The organism is Bradyrhizobium sp. MI1.11, assembly GCF_055811255.1.
The window spans coordinates 48,406-68,142 of record NZ_JBVVPM010000025.1; the positions used below are offsets into that span (position 1 = coordinate 48,406).

At 64.9% G+C, this 19,737-nt stretch carries 20 protein-coding genes; 12 read left to right on the plus strand and 8 right to left on the minus strand.

Features of this window, described 5'->3' with window-relative positions; genetic code table 11:
* Window positions 1–10 precede the first annotated feature (10 nt).
* On the minus strand, window positions 11–220 hold the full coding sequence (locus tag AC0L30_RS23740) for a hypothetical protein (RefSeq protein WP_219679148.1): 210 nt from the start codon (window positions 218–220) through the stop codon (window positions 11–13).
* 14 nt (window positions 221–234) lie between these two features.
* Window positions 235–408 (minus strand): hypothetical protein, encoded by a 174-nt coding sequence (locus AC0L30_RS23745; RefSeq protein ID WP_219679146.1) that lies wholly within the window; start codon window positions 406–408, stop codon window positions 235–237.
* Window positions 409–926: 518 nt separating this feature from the next.
* On the opposite strand from AC0L30_RS23745, the gene AC0L30_RS23750 reads away from it, so the two are divergent.
* Window positions 927–1,388 carry a GNAT family N-acetyltransferase gene (locus AC0L30_RS23750; protein ID WP_473405318.1) on the plus strand — a complete coding sequence of 154 codons (462 nt, stop codon included), beginning with the start codon at window positions 927–929 and terminating at the stop codon, window positions 1,386–1,388.
* 54 nt (window positions 1,389–1,442) lie between these two features.
* Here AC0L30_RS23750 and AC0L30_RS23755 read toward each other — a convergent pair whose 3' ends face one another.
* Window positions 1,443–2,822: a TAXI family TRAP transporter solute-binding subunit gene (locus AC0L30_RS23755; RefSeq protein ID WP_473367576.1), complete on the minus strand. Its 1,380-nt coding sequence runs from the start codon at window positions 2,820–2,822 to the stop codon at window positions 1,443–1,445.
* A 278-nt stretch (window positions 2,823–3,100) separates the two neighbouring features.
* Between AC0L30_RS23755 and AC0L30_RS23760 the strand changes: the two genes are divergently transcribed.
* The 3 genes from AC0L30_RS23760 (at window position 3,101) to AC0L30_RS23770 (ending at window position 6,990) form a co-directional block, all read left to right on the plus strand.
* Window positions 3,101–4,726 carry an amidase family protein gene (locus tag AC0L30_RS23760; RefSeq protein ID WP_473405319.1) on the plus strand — a complete coding sequence of 542 codons (1,626 nt, stop codon included), beginning with the start codon at window positions 3,101–3,103 and terminating at the stop codon, window positions 4,724–4,726.
* A 159-nt stretch (window positions 4,727–4,885) separates the two neighbouring features.
* On the plus strand, window positions 4,886–6,040 hold the full coding sequence (locus AC0L30_RS23765; RefSeq protein WP_473405320.1) for an acyl-CoA dehydrogenase family protein: 1,155 nt from the start codon (window positions 4,886–4,888) through the stop codon (window positions 6,038–6,040).
* A 206-nt stretch (window positions 6,041–6,246) separates the two neighbouring features.
* On the plus strand, window positions 6,247–6,990 hold the full coding sequence (locus AC0L30_RS23770; protein WP_473405321.1) for a hypothetical protein: 744 nt from the start codon (window positions 6,247–6,249) through the stop codon (window positions 6,988–6,990).
* Between the two features lie 53 nt (window positions 6,991–7,043).
* On the opposite strand, the gene AC0L30_RS23775 is transcribed toward AC0L30_RS23770, so the two are convergent.
* Window positions 7,044–9,206 (minus strand): putative bifunctional diguanylate cyclase/phosphodiesterase, encoded by a 2,163-nt coding sequence (locus AC0L30_RS23775; RefSeq protein ID WP_007597774.1) that lies wholly within the window; start codon window positions 9,204–9,206, stop codon window positions 7,044–7,046.
* A 468-nt stretch (window positions 9,207–9,674) separates the two neighbouring features.
* Between AC0L30_RS23775 and mepA the strand changes: the two genes are divergently transcribed.
* The 6 genes from mepA to modC all read left to right on the plus strand — a co-directional run bounded on the left by mepA (window position 9,675) and on the right by modC (window position 13,850).
* Window positions 9,675–10,619, plus strand: coding sequence for a penicillin-insensitive murein endopeptidase (gene mepA, locus AC0L30_RS23780; protein WP_035995328.1), 945 nt, complete (start codon window positions 9,675–9,677; stop codon window positions 10,617–10,619).
* 178 nt (window positions 10,620–10,797) lie between these two features.
* Window positions 10,798–11,007: a TOBE domain-containing protein gene (locus AC0L30_RS23785; RefSeq protein WP_007597777.1), complete on the plus strand. Its 210-nt coding sequence runs from the start codon at window positions 10,798–10,800 to the stop codon at window positions 11,005–11,007.
* A gap of 1 nt (window position 11,008) precedes the next feature.
* Window positions 11,009–11,512, plus strand: coding sequence for a hypothetical protein (locus tag AC0L30_RS23790; protein WP_219679134.1), 504 nt, complete (start codon window positions 11,009–11,011; stop codon window positions 11,510–11,512).
* Window positions 11,513–11,691: 179 nt separating this feature from the next.
* Window positions 11,692–12,477, plus strand: coding sequence for a molybdate ABC transporter substrate-binding protein (gene modA, locus AC0L30_RS23795; protein WP_354162396.1), 786 nt, complete (start codon window positions 11,692–11,694; stop codon window positions 12,475–12,477).
* A 12-nt stretch (window positions 12,478–12,489) separates the two neighbouring features.
* Window positions 12,490–13,185: a molybdate ABC transporter permease subunit gene (modB, locus tag AC0L30_RS23800; RefSeq protein WP_007597781.1), complete on the plus strand. Its 696-nt coding sequence runs from the start codon at window positions 12,490–12,492 to the stop codon at window positions 13,183–13,185.
* 2 nt (window positions 13,186–13,187) lie between these two features.
* On the plus strand, window positions 13,188–13,850 hold the full coding sequence (gene modC, locus AC0L30_RS23805) for a molybdenum ABC transporter ATP-binding protein (protein ID WP_007597782.1): 663 nt from the start codon (window positions 13,188–13,190) through the stop codon (window positions 13,848–13,850).
* 92 nt (window positions 13,851–13,942) lie between these two features.
* Here the strand turns inward: modC and AC0L30_RS23810 are convergent, their stop codons facing one another.
* The 3 genes from AC0L30_RS23810 to AC0L30_RS23820 form a co-directional block, all read right to left on the minus strand.
* On the minus strand, window positions 13,943–14,227 hold the full coding sequence (locus AC0L30_RS23810; RefSeq protein WP_246648522.1) for a GntR family transcriptional regulator: 285 nt from the start codon (window positions 14,225–14,227) through the stop codon (window positions 13,943–13,945).
* Entirely contained in the window at window positions 14,228–14,488 is a 261-nt protein-coding gene (locus AC0L30_RS23815; protein ID WP_007597783.1) for a PepSY domain-containing protein, read from the minus strand.
* A 335-nt stretch (window positions 14,489–14,823) separates the two neighbouring features.
* A complete protein-coding gene (locus tag AC0L30_RS23820) occupies window positions 14,824–16,617 on the minus strand; it encodes a potassium/proton antiporter (protein ID WP_473405322.1) in 1,794 nt (597 codons plus the stop codon).
* Between the two features lie 211 nt (window positions 16,618–16,828).
* On the opposite strand from AC0L30_RS23820, the gene AC0L30_RS23825 reads away from it, so the two are divergent.
* Window positions 16,829–18,145 carry a mechanosensitive ion channel family protein gene (locus tag AC0L30_RS23825; RefSeq protein ID WP_035995330.1) on the plus strand — a complete coding sequence of 439 codons (1,317 nt, stop codon included), beginning with the start codon at window positions 16,829–16,831 and terminating at the stop codon, window positions 18,143–18,145.
* Window positions 18,146–18,266: 121 nt separating this feature from the next.
* The gene (gene map / locus AC0L30_RS23830) at window positions 18,267–19,085 is read left to right on the plus strand and encodes a type I methionyl aminopeptidase (RefSeq protein ID WP_007597786.1); all 819 of its coding nucleotides are present in this window, start codon (window positions 18,267–18,269) and stop codon (window positions 19,083–19,085) included.
* A gap of 13 nt (window positions 19,086–19,098) precedes the next feature.
* On the opposite strand, the gene AC0L30_RS23835 is transcribed toward map, so the two are convergent.
* Window positions 19,099–19,695 (minus strand): bifunctional transcriptional activator/DNA repair enzyme AdaA, encoded by a 597-nt coding sequence (locus AC0L30_RS23835; protein ID WP_007597788.1) that lies wholly within the window; start codon window positions 19,693–19,695, stop codon window positions 19,099–19,101.
* Window positions 19,696–19,737: the final 42 nt, after the last annotated feature.

Sequence of the window (19,737 nt, forward strand, 5' to 3'; positions counted from 1 at the left end):
TCCTCGAAGGTCATCCGCCCGAATTTTCCGCGCCGACGGCGTTCTCGCTCTCCGGCACCGTCAGCCGGACGGAGTGACCCTGCCGCATGGCAAGCGATGCCGCCGCAACAGCCGCCTCGAAAGCGGCTTCCTTGGTCTGGTAAGTGTTCCTGATTTCACCATCGTGGTCGACGTGCCATGCACCATCCCTGCCAACAATATCATAGGCTGCGATGCCCATAATCTATCCCTCCTTCATGCGTCCGGCGTCGCCTTCGACGCCTGGGTGCTGCTCACCGGGTCCGACGCCGGGAAACTGTCCTTCAAGCCCTTTTCCAATTCGTCGTCCTTGGCCTTGTCGCGTCGGATGCCACGCTTGAGATCTTCCGCGTTCTTGTCCGGCGGCGCCGGATCGAATTTCTCGGTCATGCAAGTGTCCTTTCGCTACCTCAAACGCCTGGAGCTGATGACCGTTCCTCCGAAGGAACCGACGCAGTGGGGGTTTGCTGTTGAATGGCACAACCAGAAAGCGCGCGCAGCACAGTGTTCCTTCATCTCGGTTGCATCTTCTGCTACAACACATCCTGGGATAGCATGACGCATCCCTGCGATCAGGAGAAGGCAATGAAAGCTTCGGTTTTAGCGTTAGGGGGCTTGATCATTTTGTCGATCACATCAGCGAACGCAGCTCCCAAAGCCACGGCCGCCCCGACCACGGCAGCCAGCCCGGTCGCATGTTCCACCTCGGGTGGCGGCTTCGGGAGCTACCCGTCAGGCTGCCGAAACGGAGCAAACTTCAAGACCTACAACGAATGCAAGGAATCAGGCGTCAAGCGGGGCTGGAGACACGAAGACATGGCGTGGTACTGCAGCGGTCTGGGACTGCAATAGCGAGGGGTCATTGCGCTTTTCACGGAGCGAACCCGGCGCGCCGACTGGAGTGGCCCATGGAATGCGCAATCCGGCCTGCACGCGCAGATGATGCCGATGAGATCAGCGCGGTCATCTTGTGGGCGCTGCGGGAAACGAACGCGAAGGACTATGCGGACGGGATCATCGAAAGGATCGCGCATAGCTTCAGTCCCGAAGACGTACGGCGACTGATCGGACAACGCACCGTGTTTGTCGCCACGATCCGCAGCCGCATCGTTGCGACCGCAGGTCTCGACGGAAATGTGGTCCGCACCGTTTTCGTGGCTCCCGATGTTCAGGCCCGGGGCATCGGCAAGCTGCTGATGGCCGAGATTGAGCGCACGGCGCGCGCGCGAAACATTGCTTCGCTGACCGTCCCTTCTTCCGTTACCGCCGAGACTTTCTACGCGCGGCTCGGGTTCAAGGCGGTGCACGACAGCTATCATGGTGACGAACGCACGATTATCATGGAGCGCCTGCTAAAGGACCCGACCTAGATCCGGTTTGGACTGTTCTCTGGGATTCAGCGGGCAGCGGGCTTATTGTTTCGCCTACCGCCGCGCGGCGAGCACGTTCGAAGGAGGGGTTTGCAACGCTGCGCGCCTCTCACTGAGGGCATGGTCGAACAGTTCGAGCACAAGGCCGAAGGCTGCCAGCTCCTCCTCCTCGATGGCGCCGTCATCGTAGCAGCCAAGCGTTTCCTCGATGATGCTGTCAACCTCCTGCTGCATGGCCAGCAGTTCGTGGTCGAACTCCGCGGTGCGCACCTTGGAAACCAGGGCCAGGATTCTGTTGCGATGGCTGGTGTTCTCGTCCCTTTCATCCCGATTCAGATATTGACGCAGCCAGGCGCCGGCCGAGCCGATGCCGGAGAGAAGCAGGAGCGCAAACCAGAAGTAGTCGCCGTACCTGTCGAGGAAGGTGCGCTCGGTCCCGTCGATCACGGCCGCCGCTCCCCGGTGAACCGGCAGCTCGGCTTCCTTCTCTGTGTCCGGCTTGGTGATTTGCGCAGCGCCAGGCACCTGCCTGGCGATCGCCTGGCGGAGGGCGAATTGCTGGCGGTAGAACGCTGACACTGTCGTTTCGGACAAGGCTTTCCGTGCGACGATCAAATGGCTGACACTGACGGTCTCCACCTTGTCATCCGGCCGGGCTGGATTCGCATTGAAAATGCTTGGCGGAATTTCCTCCGATTCATAACGAGGATGCTTCAGGGCGATGGCTTCCGATGCGTCGATCGCGAGAAATTTCGGCTCGCCCCGCATCCGGGCGGTCGCGGCAATCGCGTCGGCGGTTATCTTGCTGTCGAGCGGACCGACCGCCATGAAGGCGTCGAGGCTCGGGTCGCGCGCCAGCTCCTCGAGTTGGCCCGTGCCGAATTGAGTGACCGTGACCTTGTCCGGCTCCACACCGGCGGCGCTCAGGATCACCCTCAGCAACGCGGCGTTCGCCGGGGTCGCGCCGATCACCCCCACCTTGTGTCCCGCGAGATCGGCGACCTCCTTGATTTTCGCCGCCGGCTTTCGCTTGGAGCCCTTGCCCGCCGGTCCCGAAGAAGACCACAGCACGACGAAGTTCTTGCGTAAGATGACGACTGTTTGCGCGTCGGCGGGCATTTCCAGATCGCCGCGACCCACCGCAAGGTCGACCTTGCCGGCACCGAGCAGAGCGAGAGCTTCGGCCGCTCCGGCGGTCGTGATCGGAGACAGCCTCACGGTCCTGCTCTCGTTGACAAAGGCCTCGGTCATCGCCTCGATCACTTTGTGATCGTTGCTTCCCGGCGGTCCGACGGCAATCCGAAGAGTTATCGGCCGCAGCGCGTAATACAATGTACCCGCAGCGGCACCGAAAACGAGAAATCCGATGGCTAAAATCAGCAGTAGGGTCTTCGTCTGTCTCCGCCCTCGGCGGGCTGCGTCACCGCGTTTCATCGGAGCATCAGACGAGGACATTTGCCGCTGCCGGTTGGAGGTCAAAATCGCTGCCTGTTTCGGAACAGTATCATGCTCTTCTGGACAACGATAATGTCCGAGCAGCACCAATAGTTTCTTGGGGCCGGCGTGAGCTCTTCGAGCTTGCGCTATCATCTCCGATTCCGCACTTCACGTAGTGATTGCCGGATTGACGCCACACCACCTTGATCCTCCTCTGCAAATAGATCACCATCGCGCGATTGACCGCTCACGGCAGAATGGGCGAGGAAACGCGCATGTCCGAGCTTCCTGGAGCTGGCCTGACTGAACGGACGCCGTCGGCACCGACCATGCAGATGCTCGCGCACGCGCCGATGAGCGACATCGTCGATGCCCTGGCCGGCGGGCGGATCACCGCGAGGGCACTGGCCGAATTCTATCTTGCCCGCATCGCGGTCTATGACCGCGATGGGCCTAAACTCAACTCGGTCCGCGCGCTCAATCCCGATGCGCTCGCGGGCACGCTCGACGGCACGAGGCCGTCGGTCCAGCGGCCGCTGGCGGGCGTACCGATCCTGCTGAAGGACAATATCGCGACCGGCGACGAACAGCCGACCACGGCGGGCTCGCTGGCGCTCGAGGGCGCGCACGCCAGGGATGATGCCACCATCGTCAAGCTGCTGCGGAGCGCCGGCGCGGTGCTCCTGGGCAAGGCGAACCTGACGGAGTTCGCCAACATGCTCGCGATCGACATGCCCTCGGGCTATTCATCGCTGGGCGGGCAGGTGAAGAACCCCTACGCACCAGGCCTGATGGACGAGCACGGCATCCCGGTTCTGACCCCAGGGGGCTCAAGCTCGGGTTCGGCCGTCGCGGTGGCAGCCGGACTGTGCGCGGCCTCGATCGGTACCGAAACCTCGGGCTCGCTGCTGTTTCCTGCCAGCCTGAACGGACTGGTCACCGTGAAGCCGACGGTCGGGCTGATCAGCCGTGCCGGCATCCTGCCGCTCGCGCACAGCCAGGACACCGCCGGGCCTATGACGCGCACGGTGCGCGATGCGGCGATGCTGCTGAATGTGCTGGCTGCCAAGGACCCGCTCGACCCAGTGACGCAAGCGCAGCGGCGCCCGGCCGACTACACCGCCGGCCTCGCGTCGGACGCCGTTAAGGGCGCGCGCATCGGCGTGCCGAGCGACCCCGCTGACCCGCTGAACGATTGCTATTACGGCAAGCTGCTGCCGAAGTCGACCAAGCTGATGACCGAGGCGATCAAGGTGCTGGAGGATCTCGGCGCCGTCATCGTGCACGCCAGCATGCCGACACTTGGCTGGATCGGTGGACCGGGCACGACCATGGCCGTGCTCAACCGCAATCCGCTGAGCGCCCACAAAGGCACGGTCGCAAGACCGCCGATCGTCTTTCTGTACGAGATGAAGCACGGTCTCAATCTCTATCTGCGGGAATGGGCGACCAACACAGACATCAAGACCATGGCCGACATCGTGGCCTTCAACGCAGCGAACGCCAACAAAGCGCTCCGTTTCGGACAGGACTACTTTCTCGCCGCTGACTTGACCAGGGGCGATTTGAGCGAGCCCGAATACAAGTCTGCACGTGTCATGGACCTGCTCTCCGCCAGGACGCGCGGCATGGAGGCCTATATGAACCAGCACGAGCTCGACGCGGTGCTGTTCCCCGGCGCCTACGGCGCCGTAGTCACCGCCAAGGCGGGTTATCCCAGCGTCATGGTGCCCGGCGGCTTCGTCTCGGGGACAGACGACGGCAAAGACACGCCCGACTATCCGCTCGGCGTCACTTTCGCAGGGCGCGCTTGGAGCGAGCACAAGCTGCTGCGTCTGGCGTATGCCTTCGAGCAAGCAACCGACGCACGCAAGCCGCCGCCGGGTTTGTCCGAGCTGTGATGTCGGCCGCGTCAGCGCGAGCTTGCGAGATCGAACCGTCATCCCGCGGCGCGCCAATTGGCGCGTGCGGAATGACGCTGGGACCAGCTTGATCCTCCCCGCCAGATAGACCACCATTGCCTCTTACCGCTCACAGCAAGAATGGGCGAGGAAACGCGCATGAACGCAACTCCCGGATTTGGCCTCGTCGAACGCGCCCGCGCCATCGCACCTCTCATCGCGGGCGAGGCTGACGATATCGAGCGGTCGCGGCGGCTGAGGCCGGCTGTCGTCGGCGCGCTGATCGAGAACGGGCTCTATCGCGCGCTGCTGCCGCAGAGTCTTGGCGGGGTCGAAGCGCCGCCGGAAGCCTTCATGCAGATGCTTGAGGAGATCGCGAAAGCGGATGCCTCCACCGCCTGGTGCCTTGGTCAATGCGCGGTCTGCGCGATGATCGCGGCCTCGCTCGACCACGACACCGCGCAGGAGATCTTCAACACGGCGCCGGGCATCCTCGCCTGGGGCGCAATCGCGCATGAGGCGCGGGCGGTCGAGGGCGGTTATCGCGTCACGGCGCGCTGGGATTTTGCCTCGGGCTCGCGGCAGGCGAGCTGGCTCGGGGCGCATGTCCGCATCGTCGGCGCCGACGGCACGCCGCGGAAAAATGCCGACGGCTCGGCGGAGGTGCGCACCATCCTGTTTCCGGTCGCCAGCGCCGTGCTGCACGACGTCTGGCAGGCGATCGGGCTCGCCGGCACCGGCACCGATTCCTACGAGGTCGCCGACCTGTTCGTCCCCGAGCGCTTCACCGCGTTTCGTGACGTGCCGTCCGCGCTACGCGAGCAGGGTCCACTTTACAGGATCGGCACCGGCTCGACCTTCAGCCTCGGCTTTGCCGCGGTGTCGCTCGGCGGGGCGCGCGCCACGCTGGATGCCGCGATCGCGCTGGCGCGCGGCAAGCATCAGTCGCTGGCGGCCAGCGCCATGCACGACAACCCGGCGGTCCAGGGCCTGATCGGCCGCACCGAGGGCGACCTGCGGGCCGCGCGCGCCTATCTCTATGCGACGGCAAGTGCGATGTGGCGCGATCTCTGCGCGACCGGCGCGTTCAGCGCGGCGCATCGGAGCTCGGTTCGCCTCGCCGCGACCTGGACCATTCACCAGTCGGCCAAGGTGGTCGACACCGCCTATCACATGGCCGGCGCGACCGCCGTATTCCGCAGCAATCCGTTCGAGCGCCGGTTTCGCGACATGCACGCCATCGCCCAGCAGATCCAGGCGCGCGACACCCATTACGAGGATGTCGGTAAGATGATCCTTTCAGGGGACCGCTGACGTCAACCAGTTGCGAAAGTGCACGCACGCTGACCTATATTGAACTCGCCATCCGGCGTCTTCGTCGCTGAACCTTCGTGAATTTTCTCCGACTAATTTCCATAGCTACAGGACGACGGCTTTTCCGCCGTGACCGCGCCGACCATGTGGAAGCGATAATTCCGAATTGTTTTTAGCGCGCTGCATTTGCGCAAGAGAGGTCCGTTATGGGCCGCACAGCTGGCAGGAAAGTCAGTTGCCATGCCATTCAGGGTCATTCGCCGGGATGGCGCCATGGTGGCATTCTCTTTGTTGCCACCCTCTGCACTCTCCTGTTTGCGAGCGAAGCCGTGGCGCAATGCTCGGCGCGAGACGTCCTGCGGAATCAGCTGAAGCTCAAGCAGGCGCCGTCTGATCGGCCGCAAGTCCCAATCACATCCGCCGTCGATCTCCCCGCGTGGAAGACGATCAGGATCGGGACGTTTGCAAATTTCTTCGCCCTCAGTAACGCTTTGGATGCGGCAGGTTGTGGTATCGGAAACTCGGCTGGCGAAATTCTGGCGCGGCCAACGTTTACCGTTAGCGCCACGAAAACGAGTGTAGAGCTTTTCACGGTGTCGGCAGCCGAACTGGGCTTTCGGACCGACACGGCGTTGCTGGCGGAGATCTATGCGCGCGCCAAACAATTGGGTTTCGGCCTGGCGGCTGCAGAAGTCGGACCACAACTGAGGCTTCAATATTTCGACCAGCCGATCGGCGAGTTTCTCATCATCGGAATGGAGCCAATCGGGACCTGGCAGGGCGCGCCCGTCATCTTGAATGTAGCCAATGGCGGCGCGGGACTCATCCTCATCGGCCAGGATGGCAGTGCCGAGGCACAGATCCCCGCGGCATCCCGGTTCGTATTCGTGCGGTCCCATGAAACCGCTCCTGCCGAGGAGCAAGAGGCCGTAACACTTGTCGGTCGGTGAGCTTCCAGGTTTGGGCATGTCGAGACGCGAGACAACAGGTCAGCATCCTAACTCTAGGCCACCAGCGCGGCGTCTTCCTCGGCACCGTCGATGCCGCGCTGCGCGGCGAGCAGGCTGATGATCTCGGCATTCGGCCGGGCCTTGCTGAACAGAAAGCCCTGGCCTTCGTCGCAGCCTTCGGCACGCAGGCAGCTCAGCTCGGCTTCGGTCTCGACGCCTTCGGCGGTGATGGTGACGCCGAGGCCTTTGCCGAGGCTGACGATGGAGCGGATGATCGCCTGGGCCTCGCGATTGGCGCCGAGATCGCGCACGAAGGACTGGTCGATCTTGATCTTGTCGAAGGGGAAGCTGCGCAGATAGCTCAGGCTGGAATAGCCGGTGCCGAAATCGTCCATCGAGATGCGCACGCCGAGCGCGCGCAGCGCATGCAGCGTCGCCAGCACCTGGGCGCTCTTTTCCAGCAGCAGCGTTTCCGTGATCTCGAGCTCGAGCCGCCGCGGCGGCAGGCCGGAATGCTTCAGCGCATCCGTCACCACCGAAAGCAGATTGCCGCTGCGGAACTGAAGCGGCGACAGGTTGACGGCGACGCGGACGTCGTCCGGCCAGGTCGCTGCGTCGTGACAGGCCCGGCGCAGCATCAGGCCGCCGAGCGGATTGATCAGCCCGGTTTCTTCCGCGACCGGAATGAACTCGGCCGGCGAAACCATGCCGCGCTCGGCATGCGGCCAGCGCACCAGCGCCTCGAAGCCGGTAATGCGGCCGCTCTGGAGGTCGATCAGCGGCTGGTAATACGGCCGCAGGACGTCGTTCTGGATGGCGTCGCGCAGCTCGACCTCGATCTTGCGGCGGGTCTGCGCTTTCGCATCGAGTGCCGCCTCGAAGAACGCGAACGAGCCGCGCGCATCCAGCTTCGCGCGCGACAGCGCCATGTCGGCGCTCTTGAGCAGCTTTTCGGAATCGTCGCCGTCGCCCGGCGCCATCGCGATGCCGATGGAGGCGCTTATCACCACGGAATGGCCGTCGAGCAGATAGGGATCGGCGATGGCTTCGAGCAGGCGCTTGGCCAGCAGCACCGCATCCTCGGGACGCGTCAGGCCGCTCTGCACGATCGCGAACTCGTCCGAGTTCAGCCGCGCCAGCGCGTCGTCCTCGCGCAAGGACGAACGCAGCCGCTTGGCGACGCCGCGCAGCAGCTTGTCGCCGACCGCGTGCCCCAGCGTGTCGTTGACCGCCTTGAAATTGTCGAGCCCCAGCATCAGCAGGGCGACCTTGTCGGTGCTGCGCCTCGTATGCAGCAGCATCTCGTCGACCTGCTGGCGCAGCAGATTGCGGTTCGGCAGACCGGTCAGCCCGTCATGCTGGGCCATGAAGGCGAGCCGCGCCTCGGCGCGCTTGCGCTCGGTGATGTCCATCAGCGCGAGCAGCACCGCGGGCCGCTCGGCATAGGTCAGTTCGCGGGAATAGATCGCAAGGTCGATCAGGGCGCCATCGGCCTTGACGTGCTTCCAGGTGCGTCCGGCCTGCTCCTCACCGGCCGAAGCGGCGGTCCAGGGCGGCTCACTGTCGAAAGCCTGAAGGGAACGGATCGTCAGCCGCTCGAACTCGGCGCGGCTATAGCCGTAATGGGCGACCGCGGCATCGTTGACGCCGAGGATGCGCTCGTCGTCCAGCGCGCAGACGATCATGGGGACCGGATTGCCGTCGAACAGCAGCCGGAACGAGGCCTCGCGCTGCTTCAACTCGGTGATGTCGACGCGCAGGCCGACGACGCCGCCGTCCTCGGTTAGCCGCTCGTCAATCAGGATGACGCGGCCGTCCGCCAGCTTCTGCTCGTGGCGCGAGCCGGGCTGATAGAGCTTTTGCAGCCGCTCCGCGATCCATTCTTCCTCATGGCCGGCAGCTTCGGGATAGTCGCCGCGGGCGACGCCGATGCGCAGCGTGTCCTCCAGGCGGGCGCCCTCCTCGAACAGATCGGCGGTCTTGCTGTAGATCTCCGCGTATTGCTTGTTCCAGAGGACATAGCGGCCCTCGGCATCGAGAAACACGATGCCCTGCGGCAGGATGTCGATGGCCTGGCGCAGGCGCTCATGGGATTTGCGCGCTTCCGCGATCGCAGCCTCGGCACGGCGGCGCAGAACTTCGTCGCGTTCGGACGGAGGATGATGGGCGCGCGCAAAGCGCGGCTTGCGCGGGTGCAGGCCGGACCTGCCAAGCACGCTTCCCTTTCGCTTTTTTGGCTTTCGAAACCCCAAACTCAACTTCACTCGCCCCAGTCGCGCCCAGCCACCGCAACTCTTGGGGCAAGTGTCTGAAAAAAAGGTAATCTTGGGTGGCATGGCGGTGGCACGCACGGTCTGGCAGTCTCGAAAAAACAGCCCTCATTGCCCGTTTGCAAGGCGCGGCAGTGGCGATGGGCGCTCCAAGCACATCGCATTGTCGTCATCGGAGAACGAGATGGCGCAAAATTGCGCGCTGCCTTGAATCATTTCCGCGATCGCGCGCGATTGCATGCAGAAGGGAGTGAGCACGCGTCCCGCGCACGAATTTTGGTCAATGCATGAGAGGGTTATCGCCTCGTTAAGAATCGGCCGTCCGACTCTGCGGAACTGCGACTTTTGAACGAGATTTCATCTGCTGGACTGTTCCTTAACCCTGACGCGGTGTTGGGCTATAAGAATGTCAACATGAGTCCCCGCCGCCTCGCCCCTCTCCTGCTCGTCATGACGCTCCTGGCCGCCGGCGACGCGCTGGCCCAGGACAAGGGCAGCATCAACCCAAAACCGCTGCCGCCGCTCGCTAATCCGAACGATCCGAGTATTGGTGCCAAGGAGCTGTTCGCGCGAAAGCTGCTGCCGTCGAAGGGACCGGCGCACGTCATCGGCTCCTATGTGAAGGGCTGCATCGGCGGCGCCGAGCAGATGCCGCTCAATGGCGACAATTGGCAGGTGATGCGGTTATCGCGCAATCGCAGCTATGGTCACCCCGCGATGATCGCGCTGATCAAGCGGCTTGCGGCGAGGGCGCACAAGGACGCGGGATGGCCGGGCATCCTGGTCGGCGACATCGCCCAGCCGCGCGGCGGGCCGGCGCTGTCCGGCCATGCCAGCCACCAGATCGGCCTCGATGCCGACATCTGGCTGACGCCGATGCCCGACCATCGGCTCTCGCGCGAAGAGCGCGAGGACATGTCGGCGGTGATGATGGTGCGGCCGGACCGGCTCGACATCGATCCGAAGGTGTTCACGCCGGGGCATGTGCTGGTGCTGCGCGACGCGGCGCAGGAGCCGGCGGTGCAGCGCATCTTCGTCAATGCCGCGATCAAGAAGGCGCTGTGCCGCGAGGCCAAGGGCGACCGTTCCTGGCTGTCGAAGATCCGGCCGTGGTGGGGCCACGACTACCACTTCCACATCCGCATGCACTGCCCGGCGGGCGCGAGCGACTGCGAGGGCCAGCCGTCGCAATCCGAGGACGAAGGCTGCAAGCCGTCCGATCTCTCCTACTGGTTCAGCGACGGCGTGCTGCACCCCAAACCCCCGCCGGAGCCACCGAAGCCGAAACCGCCGATGACGCTGGCGCAGATGCCGGCGGCGTGCAAGGCCGTGCTGCACGCGGGCAATGCGAAGCCGTAGCCGGTCAGGCTGTAACAACTTCGTCAGCGGCTAGTCCTCGGATCTCCAAATGCGTTAGAGTGCGGCGCTGCCCTGCCGTAAGCGGGTCGGCCCTGCCGGGATGCAATCCCGCCCTCATCAACCAAATCCCTCCTCACGCGTGCGGCTTCGTCGCGCGCGCCAGCCATTGTGAGAGCCCATGCGCATCAGTGCACGCAACCAGATCAAGGGAACGGTCATCGAAGTCACGAAGGGCGCCACGACGTCCCACGTCCGTGTCGACATCGGCAACGGTACGATCGTGACCTCCTCGATCACCAACGAGGCGGTCGACGACCTCGGCATCAAGGCGAAGGGGCAGGTCACGGTGGTGATCAAGGCCTCCGATGTGATGATCGCGGTGGACTGAGATGCGCATCCCTCTGCTGCTTGGATTGCTGTTGCTCGGTATCGCGCCCACCTTTGCGGCGGAAGAACCCAGCGGCTGCGACAAATTCAAATGGTCGATCGAGCGCGAGCGCGCCGCGCTGACCGCGCCCGACGGTGTCAAGATGGCATCGGGAAGCGAGCAGGCCGCGTTGCCGTCGTCGGCCATCACGCTGGGGCTGGTCGCGTCCGCGGAGGCAAAACTGCCGACGCCTCCGGAGCGCGCGCCAAAGGACGGCACATTTGCCGGCTTCACTGGCATCAAGGCCCCGAAGGCCGGGCTCTACACGGTCAGCCTGTCCTCGGGCGCGTGGGTCGATTTGGTCCAGGACGGGCATGCCCTCAAGCCCGTGGCGTTCAGTGGCGCGACCGATTGCGACGGCATCCGCAAGACCATGAAATACGAGCTGTCGGGCCAGCCCGTCGTGCTCCAGGTCAGCGGCGCCAAGGACAATTCGCTCTCAATCGCCATCCTACCGGCGCAATGAGCCAAGCGGTCGCCTTTGACCTGAGGCCCTGGCCTGCTATCTTCGAGAGTAGCGATATCCCTGCCGGCCGTAAGCCGCCGCCGGGACCCGTGGAACAGCGCTTCCGCTCGTCGCTCAGACCCACCAACGCCGGATCTGCGCGTGCTTCTTGCGCGCGCGATCTCGCACGGAGCGCATCCATGATTCGTATTGCCGGACTTTTCACCGCTTTCGTGATCCTCGCGGGCGCGGGCCTTTCGCCTGCCGCCGCCGAGGACAAGACCATCACCGTGTTCGCGGCAGCCTCGATGAAGAACGCGCTCGACGAGGTCGACGCGGCCTACACCGCGAGGACCGGCGTCAAGTTCAGCGTCAGCTATGCCGCAAGCTCCGTGCTCGCCAGGCAGATCGAGCAGGGCGCGCCGGCCGATGTGTTCGTCTCCGCCGACACCGACTGGATGGACTACGCGATCTCCAAGAAGACCATCAACGAGCCGACCCGGGTCAATCTGCTCGGCAACAGCATCGTGCTGATTGCGCCGAAGGATTCCAGACTCGACAACGTCGCCATCGCGCAGGGCTTCGACCTCGCAAAACTCGCCGGCGATGGCAGGATCGCGACCGGCGACGTCAAGTCGGTGCCGGTCGGGAAATATGCCAAGGCGGCGCTGGAAAAGCTCGGCGCCTGGCAGGCGGCGGAGCCGAAATTCGCCATGGCCGAGAGCGTGCGTGCCGCGCTGACGCTGGTCGCGCGTGGCGAGGCCAATCTCGGCATCGTCTATTCCACCGATGCCAAGGTCGAGCCCGGCGTGAAGATCGTCGGCACCTTCCCGGCGGATTCGCATCCCGCGATCATCTATCCCGTCGCTGCGACCGCGACGGCAAAGGGCGAGACCAGCGACTATCTCGCCTTCCTGCGCTCGACCGCCGCCAAGACCATTCTGGAAAAATACGGTTTCAAGTTCCTGATCAGCCCCTCCACTTAATTTTGCGATTTGATGCTCGACATCTCTCCCGCCGAATGGACGGCGATCCTGCTCTCGCTCAGGGTCGCCGTGATCGCAACGCTGGTGGCAACGCCGTTCGGCATTGCGCTGGCGTGGCTGCTCGCGCGGCGTGAGTTCTGGGGCAAGTCGGTGCTCGATGCGCTGGTGCATCTGCCGCTGGTGCTGCCGCCCGTCGTCACCGGATATCTGCTGCTGCTCACTTTCGGCCGCCGCGGACTCGTCGGCGGCTTCCTGGCGGACCATCTCGGCATCGTCTTCGCCTTCCGCTGGACCGGTGCCGCGCTTGCCTGCGGCCTGATGGCGTTTCCGCTGCTGGTGCGTCCGATGCGATTGTCGATCGAGGCGATCGACCGCCGGCTCGAGCAGGCCGCCGAGACGCTCGGCGCCACTCCTTTCAAAGTGTTCTTCACGGTGACGCTGCCGCTGGCGCTGCCCGGCGTGCTCGCCGGCATGGTGCTTGGCTTTGCCAAAGCGATCGGCGAATTCGGCGCCACCATCACCTTCGTCTCCAACATTCCCGGCGAGACCCAAACGATTTCGTCCGCGATCTATTCGCTGATCCAGACCCCGGACGGCGACGCCGCCGCGGGACGGCTCGTGATCGTCTCGATCGTGCTGGCGCTCGGTGCGCTGATTGCCGCCGAATGGTTCGCCCGCCGCGCCACCGCGCGCCTGCACGGGAATTGACCATGCTGCGTGTCGACATCGAAAAGCAGCTCGGCGAATTCTCGCTGTCCGCCGCCTTCGCGAGCGAGGGCCGCGTCATCGGCCTGTTCGGAGCGTCGGGCGCCGGCAAGACCTCGCTGGTCAACATGATCGCGGGGCTGCTGCGGCCCGACCGCGGCATCATCGTGATCGACGGCGAGACTGTCGACGACAGCGTGGCCGGCATTCATGTCCCGACCTGGCGCCGTCGCATCGGCTATGTGTTTCAGGATGCGCGGCTGTTTCCGCATCTCAACGTCGCGCAAAATCTCGACTATGGCAGGCGGATGAACCGCCTCGCGCCCGATCCGGCGCAGCACAAGCGCGTCATCGAGCTGCTCGACATCGGCGCACTGCAGGGTCGCCGTCCCGGAAAGCTCTCCGGCGGCGAGCGGCAGCGGGTCGCGCTCGGCCGCGCGCTGCTGTCGCGGCCGCGCCTGCTGCTGCTCGACGAACCGCTCGGCGCGCTCGACGAGGGCCGCAAGCTGGAGATCCTGCCCTATCTGGTGCGGCTGCGCGACGAGGCCAACGTCCCCATGGTCTATGTCAGCCACGACGCCGCCGAGCTGCGCCAGCTCGCGACGCAGATCGTGATGCTGAAGCACGGCCGCGTGACGTCGTTCGGCGGGGTGAAGGTGCTGACGTGAGGGGCGGTTGAGCAGGCAACGGATGAGGCAAGCCGCCGGCCCACCCTCCGCCGTCGTCCTGGCGAAAGCCAGGACCCATACCGCGTGATCTATCAGCGGCAGGTGGTGTGCGTACCAGCGAAGAAAACGTAACTGCCCGTGTTCGCAAAACTACTCCCCGGGGTAATGGGTCCTGGCTTTCGCCAGGACGACGTTGGGGCGGACTCGTAGACCGAGACCATCACCGAGGACCGGCTGAGCAGATCGGCGAGGAAGTGCGACAGCTCCGCATTGCCGAGCGCTTCCACCAGATGAACGTGGAGCGCGCTCGACAGCCGCACCGAGGCGACGCGGTCGCCGCGCGTTGCGGCGGCGCGCTCTGCTACCGGGAACCGCAACTACCAGCCGCGATCGACGTTGCGCACCTCGCCCGTTCGGGCGTCCACGTCGACCTCCATCCAGCGGCCGGCGCGATCACGGCCTTCGATCTGCCATTCATCGCCTAGGAACTCGGTGTGCGAGACGGTCATGACGCCGATATCGGTGGCGACATCGAGCGCGACCTGCATCGAGATCTGATCTCCGGTGTCATAGGCCATCGCGGGCGCGGCCGATCCGATGCCGATCGCAACGATCGCCGGCAAGATGAGCTTTCGCATGGATTACTCCTGTCAGCTGCGTTTACGCCGCTAAGAACGAGCGGCATCGCGGAGCGTTCCGGGAGCGGCGGTCACGAAGACGCGCAAATCTTCGGCGGTTGCGGCGATTTGGTGGCGGTTCCCGCGCTGTCGCCACGGACCCCGCCGTCGTCCTGGCGAAAGGCAGGACCCATTACCCTAGGGAGAAGCGGGTGGGGCAGATCGTCACCACCAGCCTTCGCGAAACAGCTGGCGGTGGTTATGGGTCCTGGCCCCCGTGCGCAATTGCGCACTAGGCCAGGACGACGAAGAAGCAGACGTGCGCTTCATCAATGACCGCCGACGCGGATGTAGCGTTAAACCCCCGCCACCGAGCTCCACAAATCCGCGAGCTTGCGCCGCAGGACCTGCATGCGCGTCAGCGGGGCGGGGGTTTCCTCATCTTCCGGCAGGCGCAGGCCGACGACGTTGACTCGGCCACCGGAGATCGAGCGCGCCACAAGCACGATCGGATCCAGCACGAGCTCCGCCCCCTCTTTCGGCGCGCGGTCGAGATGGACGTCGAAATAATCAGCGAGCGTGTGCCCGCTCTCGTCCTCGCCGACCTTCACGCCGTAGATCTCCGCGAGCTCGGCGAGCGTGTGCTCGCCGGAGACCATGAAGTCGCCCAGCAGATGCGGGTCCGGCGCCGAGCTCGGCTGCATGTCGACGAAGAAGCGGTCGAGCGATTCGGCCTTTTCCGGGGGCGCCAGCAGATAGATGTAATCGCCGGGCGCGATCGGCTCGGCTTCAATCGGCGTCAAGATGTTCTCGTTGCGGATCACCAGCGTCGGCTTCGACCAGGACGGGATCAGGCCGCGGCGAAAATACAGGCTCTTGGACCGCACCGGATAGCCGACGAGCTGCTGCTCGAGCTGGCCGGGCAGATCCAATTCGACACGGCGCGGGCCACGCTCGGCGCGCGGCAGCGCCACGTGCAGCTTGCGCGCGGCCGGCGCCAGCGTCCAGCCTTGCAGCAGGAGCGAGGTGATGACGACGACGAAGGCGACGTCGAAATAGAGATAGGCCTTCGACAGCCCGACCAGCATCGGGATCGAGGCCAGGAAGATCGCGACCGCGCCGCGCAGACCGGTCCAGGCGATGAAGATCTTTTCGCGCCAGTTGAAGCGGAACGGCGCCAGGCACACGAACACCGCGATCGGCCGCGCCACCAGCATCAGGACGAATGCGATCCCGACCGCCGGCAGCACGCTGCCGCCAAGCCGGCTCGGCGAGACCAGCAGGCCGAGCAGCACGAACATCACGATCTGCGCGAGCCAGGTCGCGGCGTCCAGGAAGGCCACCACCGAATTATGCGCACGCGTCGGCCGGTTGCCGATGATAATACCGGCGAGATAGACCGCGAGGAAGCCCGAGGCGTGCATGATCTGCGAGCCGCCGAAGATGACGAGCGCGGCGGTGGTGACAAACGGCGCATGGAGGCCCTGCGGCAGCGCGACCTTGTTGAGCGCGATGACCACCAGACGCCCGCCGATCACCCCGACGACGGCGCCCAGCACGGCCTCCTGGGCGAACTCCATCAGCACATGCACGGCCGTGCCCGTTCCGAGCGAGATGTATTCGACCAGCATCAGGGTCAGGAAGATCGCGAAGGGATCATTGGTGCCGGATTCGACCTCCAGCGTCGCCCCGACGCGCGGGCGCAGGCGCAGGCCCTGGGTATGCACCAGCAGGAACACTGCGGCCGCGTCAGTCGAGGCCACCACCGCGCCGACCAGCAGCGACTCCGTCCAGTTGAGGTCGAGCGCGTATTTAGCGAACGGCGCCGTGATCAGCGCGGTCAGCAGCACGCCGACGGTCGCGAGCACCATGGAAGGCGCGAGCACGGTGCGAATGCTGGCAAATCGGGTCCGCAAGCCACCATCGAACAGGATCAGTGCGAGCGCGACCGAGCCGACCAGATAGGTGGTTCGGACGTCGTCGAACTGCAGCTGTCCGGGACCGGAATCGCCCGCGAGCATGCCGATCGCGAGGAAGACGAGCAGAAGGGGCGCGCCGAAGCGCAGCGCAAGCAGGCTTGACAGGATCCCGGCCAACACCAGGACGGCGCCGAGCAATATGGCGAGGCTGACAGTGTCGAGGGAAGCCATCCACCTTCCGGGTACGAAATCGCTGGAATTGCATCCTTATCGTCGGCGGACTCCCACGCCAACCCATTTTCTCCCGCTCGCGGCAATCTGCCCGCATTTTGCGGCCTTAACGCTCTTTACTTAGCGGTGTATCGGTGGCCCGGCCGGGCCCTTTGTGGGATTCTCCGGCGCGCTCGAATCAATGCCTCCCGCCCGCTCCCCGACGAGACCGATAGACATGGACCTCAAAGACTTCATGGAGTTCGTGCAGACCACTGCGCGCAGCGTCGGGGCCGAAATCTCCTCGCCCTGGTTCTACCTGCAGTTCGGGCTCATTCTGGCCGCGGCCGGCATCGCCTATGCCGCCGAAGCCGCCGTTCGCAGCCGGGTCGACATGACCTCGCTGGCGATGCGCTGGCCGCTGCCGCTCCGGCACTTCGCCCGGGTGATGGTCGCCAGCGCCTCGACGGCGGTGTTCACGCTGCTCGTGATCGTCTCGCGCGTTGTCATGTACCACGCGACCTGGCCAAGCCGCAGCTATCTCCTAATGGTCGCCGCCAAGCTGGGGCTGGCTTGGCTCGCGATCCGGCTGCTGACCTCGGTGCTGCGCAACGCCTTCATCGTCAAGCTGGTGTCGATCACGGCCTGGTTCGTCGCGGCGCTCTCGATCCTCGGCCAGCTCGATGCGACGGTCGACCTGCTCGATTCCTTCGCCATCGTGCTCGGCGGGCTGCGGCTGACACCGCTGCTGGTGATCAAGGCCGGCGCGCTGCTGCTCATCGCGCTCTGGCTCACCAACATCGCCAGCAATTTCGCCGAGAGCCGGATCAACTCGACCACCGATCTGACCCCGTCGGTACAGGTGCTGCTGGTCAAGATCATCCGCATCGGCCTGCTTGCGGTCGCGATCGTGATCGCGCTCGGCACGGTCGGCATCGATCTCTCGGCGCTCGCGGTGTTCTCCGGCGCGGTCGGCGTCGGCATCGGCATCGGCCTGCAGAAGATCGTCGCCAATTTCATCTCGGGGATCATCCTGCTCGCCGACAAATCGGTGAAGCCTGGCGATCTCGTCACCATCGGCGACAACACCGGGCGGATCAGCGCGATGAAGACGCGCTATATTTCCGTCGCCGCCGGCGATGGCCGCGAATTCCTGGTGCCGAACGAGGATCTGGTGACGCAGAAGGTCGTCAACTGGACCTACACCGACAAGAACACGCTGGTGAAGATCGCCTTCGGCACCAATTACGACGCGGACCCACGGCTGGTCTGCAAGCTCGCCGCCGAGACCGCGGCCGCGCATCCGCGCGCACAGAAGGGCAAGCCGCCGAATTGCATCCTGACCGAGTTCGCCGAAGCCGGGATGAAGTTCTCGCTGACCTTCTGGATCGCCGACCCCGACGGCATGGACAACGTCAAGAGCGACGTGATGCTGGCGCTGTGGGACGCCTTCAAGCGCGAGGGTATCCGGGTTCCCTACCCGGTCCGCGAAATCCGCGTCCGCGGCGGTGCCCTGCCGGTGGAAACCATCATGGAAGTCCCGAATTAGGCCAGCTTAGGGGCGCAAGGCAGGCAGGCCTGACTTGCATGAAGGCGCGCAATCATTAAATTGGGGCGCGAAATCAAGCCTTTCCGCCGATATCGAGCCCACCTCAGAAGATTGCGCCCGCATGAGCTACGTCGAAGCCTCCGATACCTCCCTGCGCAAGACCGGACAGATCAAGCTGCATGGGCCAAGCGCCTTTGCCGGCATGCGCAAGGCGGGCGCGCTGGTGGCGAAGTGCCTCGACGAGCTCACCGACATCGTCGGGCCCGGCGTTCCGACCGAGCGCATCGACCAGTTCGTCCGCGACTTCGCCTTCAGCAACAATGCCTATCCGGCGACGCTGATGTATCGCGGCTACCGCTATTCGACCTGCACCTCGCTCAACCACGTGGTCTGCCACGGCATGCCTGGCGACCGTCCGCTGAAAGAGGGCGACATCGTCAACATCGACGTCACCTTCATCGTCGACGGCTGGTACGGCGATTCCAGCCGGATGTATGCGGTCGGCCCGATCGCGCGCAAGGCGGAGCGGCTGATCGAGGTGACCTATGAGGCGATGATGCGCGGCATCGCCGCAGTGAAGCCCGGCGCCACCACCGGCGACATCGGCCACGCCATCCAGAGTTTCGTCGAGCCGCAGGCCATGAGCGTGGTGCGCGATTTCTGCGGCCATGGCCTCGGGCGCATGTTCCACGACGAGCCGAACATCATCCATATCGGCCGGCCCGGCGAAGGCGTGCAGCTCAAGCCCGGCATGTTCTTCACCATCGAGCCGATGATCAATCTCGGCAAGCCGCATGTGAAGATCCTCTCCGACGGCTGGACCGCCGTGACCCGTGACCGCTCGCTGTCGGCGCAGTTCGAGCATTCGGTGGGCGTTACCGCCACCGGCGTCGAGATTTTCACGCTGTCGGAGCGGCACGGCGAGAAGCAGATCGGGTGATCCCACCGCGCGCTTATCGCGGCCGGCGGAACGACGACGGCCGCCGCTTGTAGGTCGCGGCAAAGGCATCGTTGAATCTGCGAACGCTGCCGAAGCCTGCGGCGAAGGCGATCTCCGCCAATGTCATGCTGGTCTGGTCGATCAGGCGCTTGGCTTCCTGCACGCGCCGCGTCGCCGCGATCTCGCTCGGGCTCGCCCCGGCATGGCGCATGAACAGGCGGAGCAGATGGCGCGGCCCGACGCCAAGGGCTTCTGCAAGCTCCGCCATGGATGCACGATCCAGGAAACCTTCATTGATCAGGCGCACGCCGCGCGCAACGGTGCTCGCCGTTCCCATCCAGGCCGGCGACCCCGGCGCGGTTTCCGGCCGGCAGCGCAGACACGGGCGAAAGCCGGCACGTTCGGCGGCGGCGGCGGTCGGATAGAAGGTGACGTTTTCGGAGCGCGCGGGGCGAACCGGGCAGACCGGCCGGCAGTAGATCCGCGTCGAGCGGACACCCGAAAAGAACAGGCCGTCGAATGCGCGCGCACGCGCGAGGCGCGCGCGATCGCAAGTGTCCCAGTCGAGATGCGGTGGCAGCGTCTGCCGATGTTCCGAACCTGTCGCCATTGCGCGACAATAATGCCCGCGCTGCACGCCGAGTAGCCGAAA

Excerpts from the sequence above, each read along its gene's own strand:
- AC0L30_RS23740 (WP_219679148.1), bottom strand. The coding sequence starts at position 220 with ATGGGCATCGCAGCCTATGATATTGTTGGCAGGGATGGTGCATGGCAC.
- AC0L30_RS23745 (WP_219679146.1), bottom strand. The coding sequence starts at position 408 with ATGACCGAGAAATTCGATCCGGCGCCGCCGGACAAGAACGCGGAAGAT.
- AC0L30_RS23750 (WP_473405318.1), top strand. The coding sequence starts at position 927 with ATGGAATGCGCAATCCGGCCTGCACGCGCAGATGATGCCGATGAGATC.
- AC0L30_RS23755 (WP_473367576.1), bottom strand. The coding sequence starts at position 2,822 with ATGAAACGCGGTGACGCAGCCCGCCGAGGGCGGAGACAGACGAAGACC.
- AC0L30_RS23760 (WP_473405319.1), top strand. The coding sequence starts at position 3,101 with ATGTCCGAGCTTCCTGGAGCTGGCCTGACTGAACGGACGCCGTCGGCA.
- AC0L30_RS23765 (WP_473405320.1), top strand. The coding sequence starts at position 4,886 with ATGAACGCAACTCCCGGATTTGGCCTCGTCGAACGCGCCCGCGCCATC.
- AC0L30_RS23770 (WP_473405321.1), top strand. The coding sequence starts at position 6,247 with ATGGGCCGCACAGCTGGCAGGAAAGTCAGTTGCCATGCCATTCAGGGT.
- mepA (WP_035995328.1), top strand. The coding sequence starts at position 9,675 with ATGAGTCCCCGCCGCCTCGCCCCTCTCCTGCTCGTCATGACGCTCCTG.
- AC0L30_RS23785 (WP_007597777.1), top strand. The coding sequence starts at position 10,798 with ATGCGCATCAGTGCACGCAACCAGATCAAGGGAACGGTCATCGAAGTC.
- AC0L30_RS23790 (WP_219679134.1), top strand. The coding sequence starts at position 11,009 with ATGCGCATCCCTCTGCTGCTTGGATTGCTGTTGCTCGGTATCGCGCCC.
- modA (WP_354162396.1), top strand. The coding sequence starts at position 11,692 with ATGATTCGTATTGCCGGACTTTTCACCGCTTTCGTGATCCTCGCGGGC.
- modB (WP_007597781.1), top strand. The coding sequence starts at position 12,490 with ATGCTCGACATCTCTCCCGCCGAATGGACGGCGATCCTGCTCTCGCTC.
- modC (WP_007597782.1), top strand. The coding sequence starts at position 13,188 with ATGCTGCGTGTCGACATCGAAAAGCAGCTCGGCGAATTCTCGCTGTCC.
- AC0L30_RS23815 (WP_007597783.1), bottom strand. The coding sequence starts at position 14,488 with ATGCGAAAGCTCATCTTGCCGGCGATCGTTGCGATCGGCATCGGATCG.
- AC0L30_RS23820 (WP_473405322.1), bottom strand. The coding sequence starts at position 16,617 with ATGGCTTCCCTCGACACTGTCAGCCTCGCCATATTGCTCGGCGCCGTC.
- map (WP_007597786.1), top strand. The coding sequence starts at position 18,267 with ATGAGCTACGTCGAAGCCTCCGATACCTCCCTGCGCAAGACCGGACAG.
- AC0L30_RS23835 (WP_007597788.1), bottom strand. The coding sequence starts at position 19,695 with ATGGCGACAGGTTCGGAACATCGGCAGACGCTGCCACCGCATCTCGAC.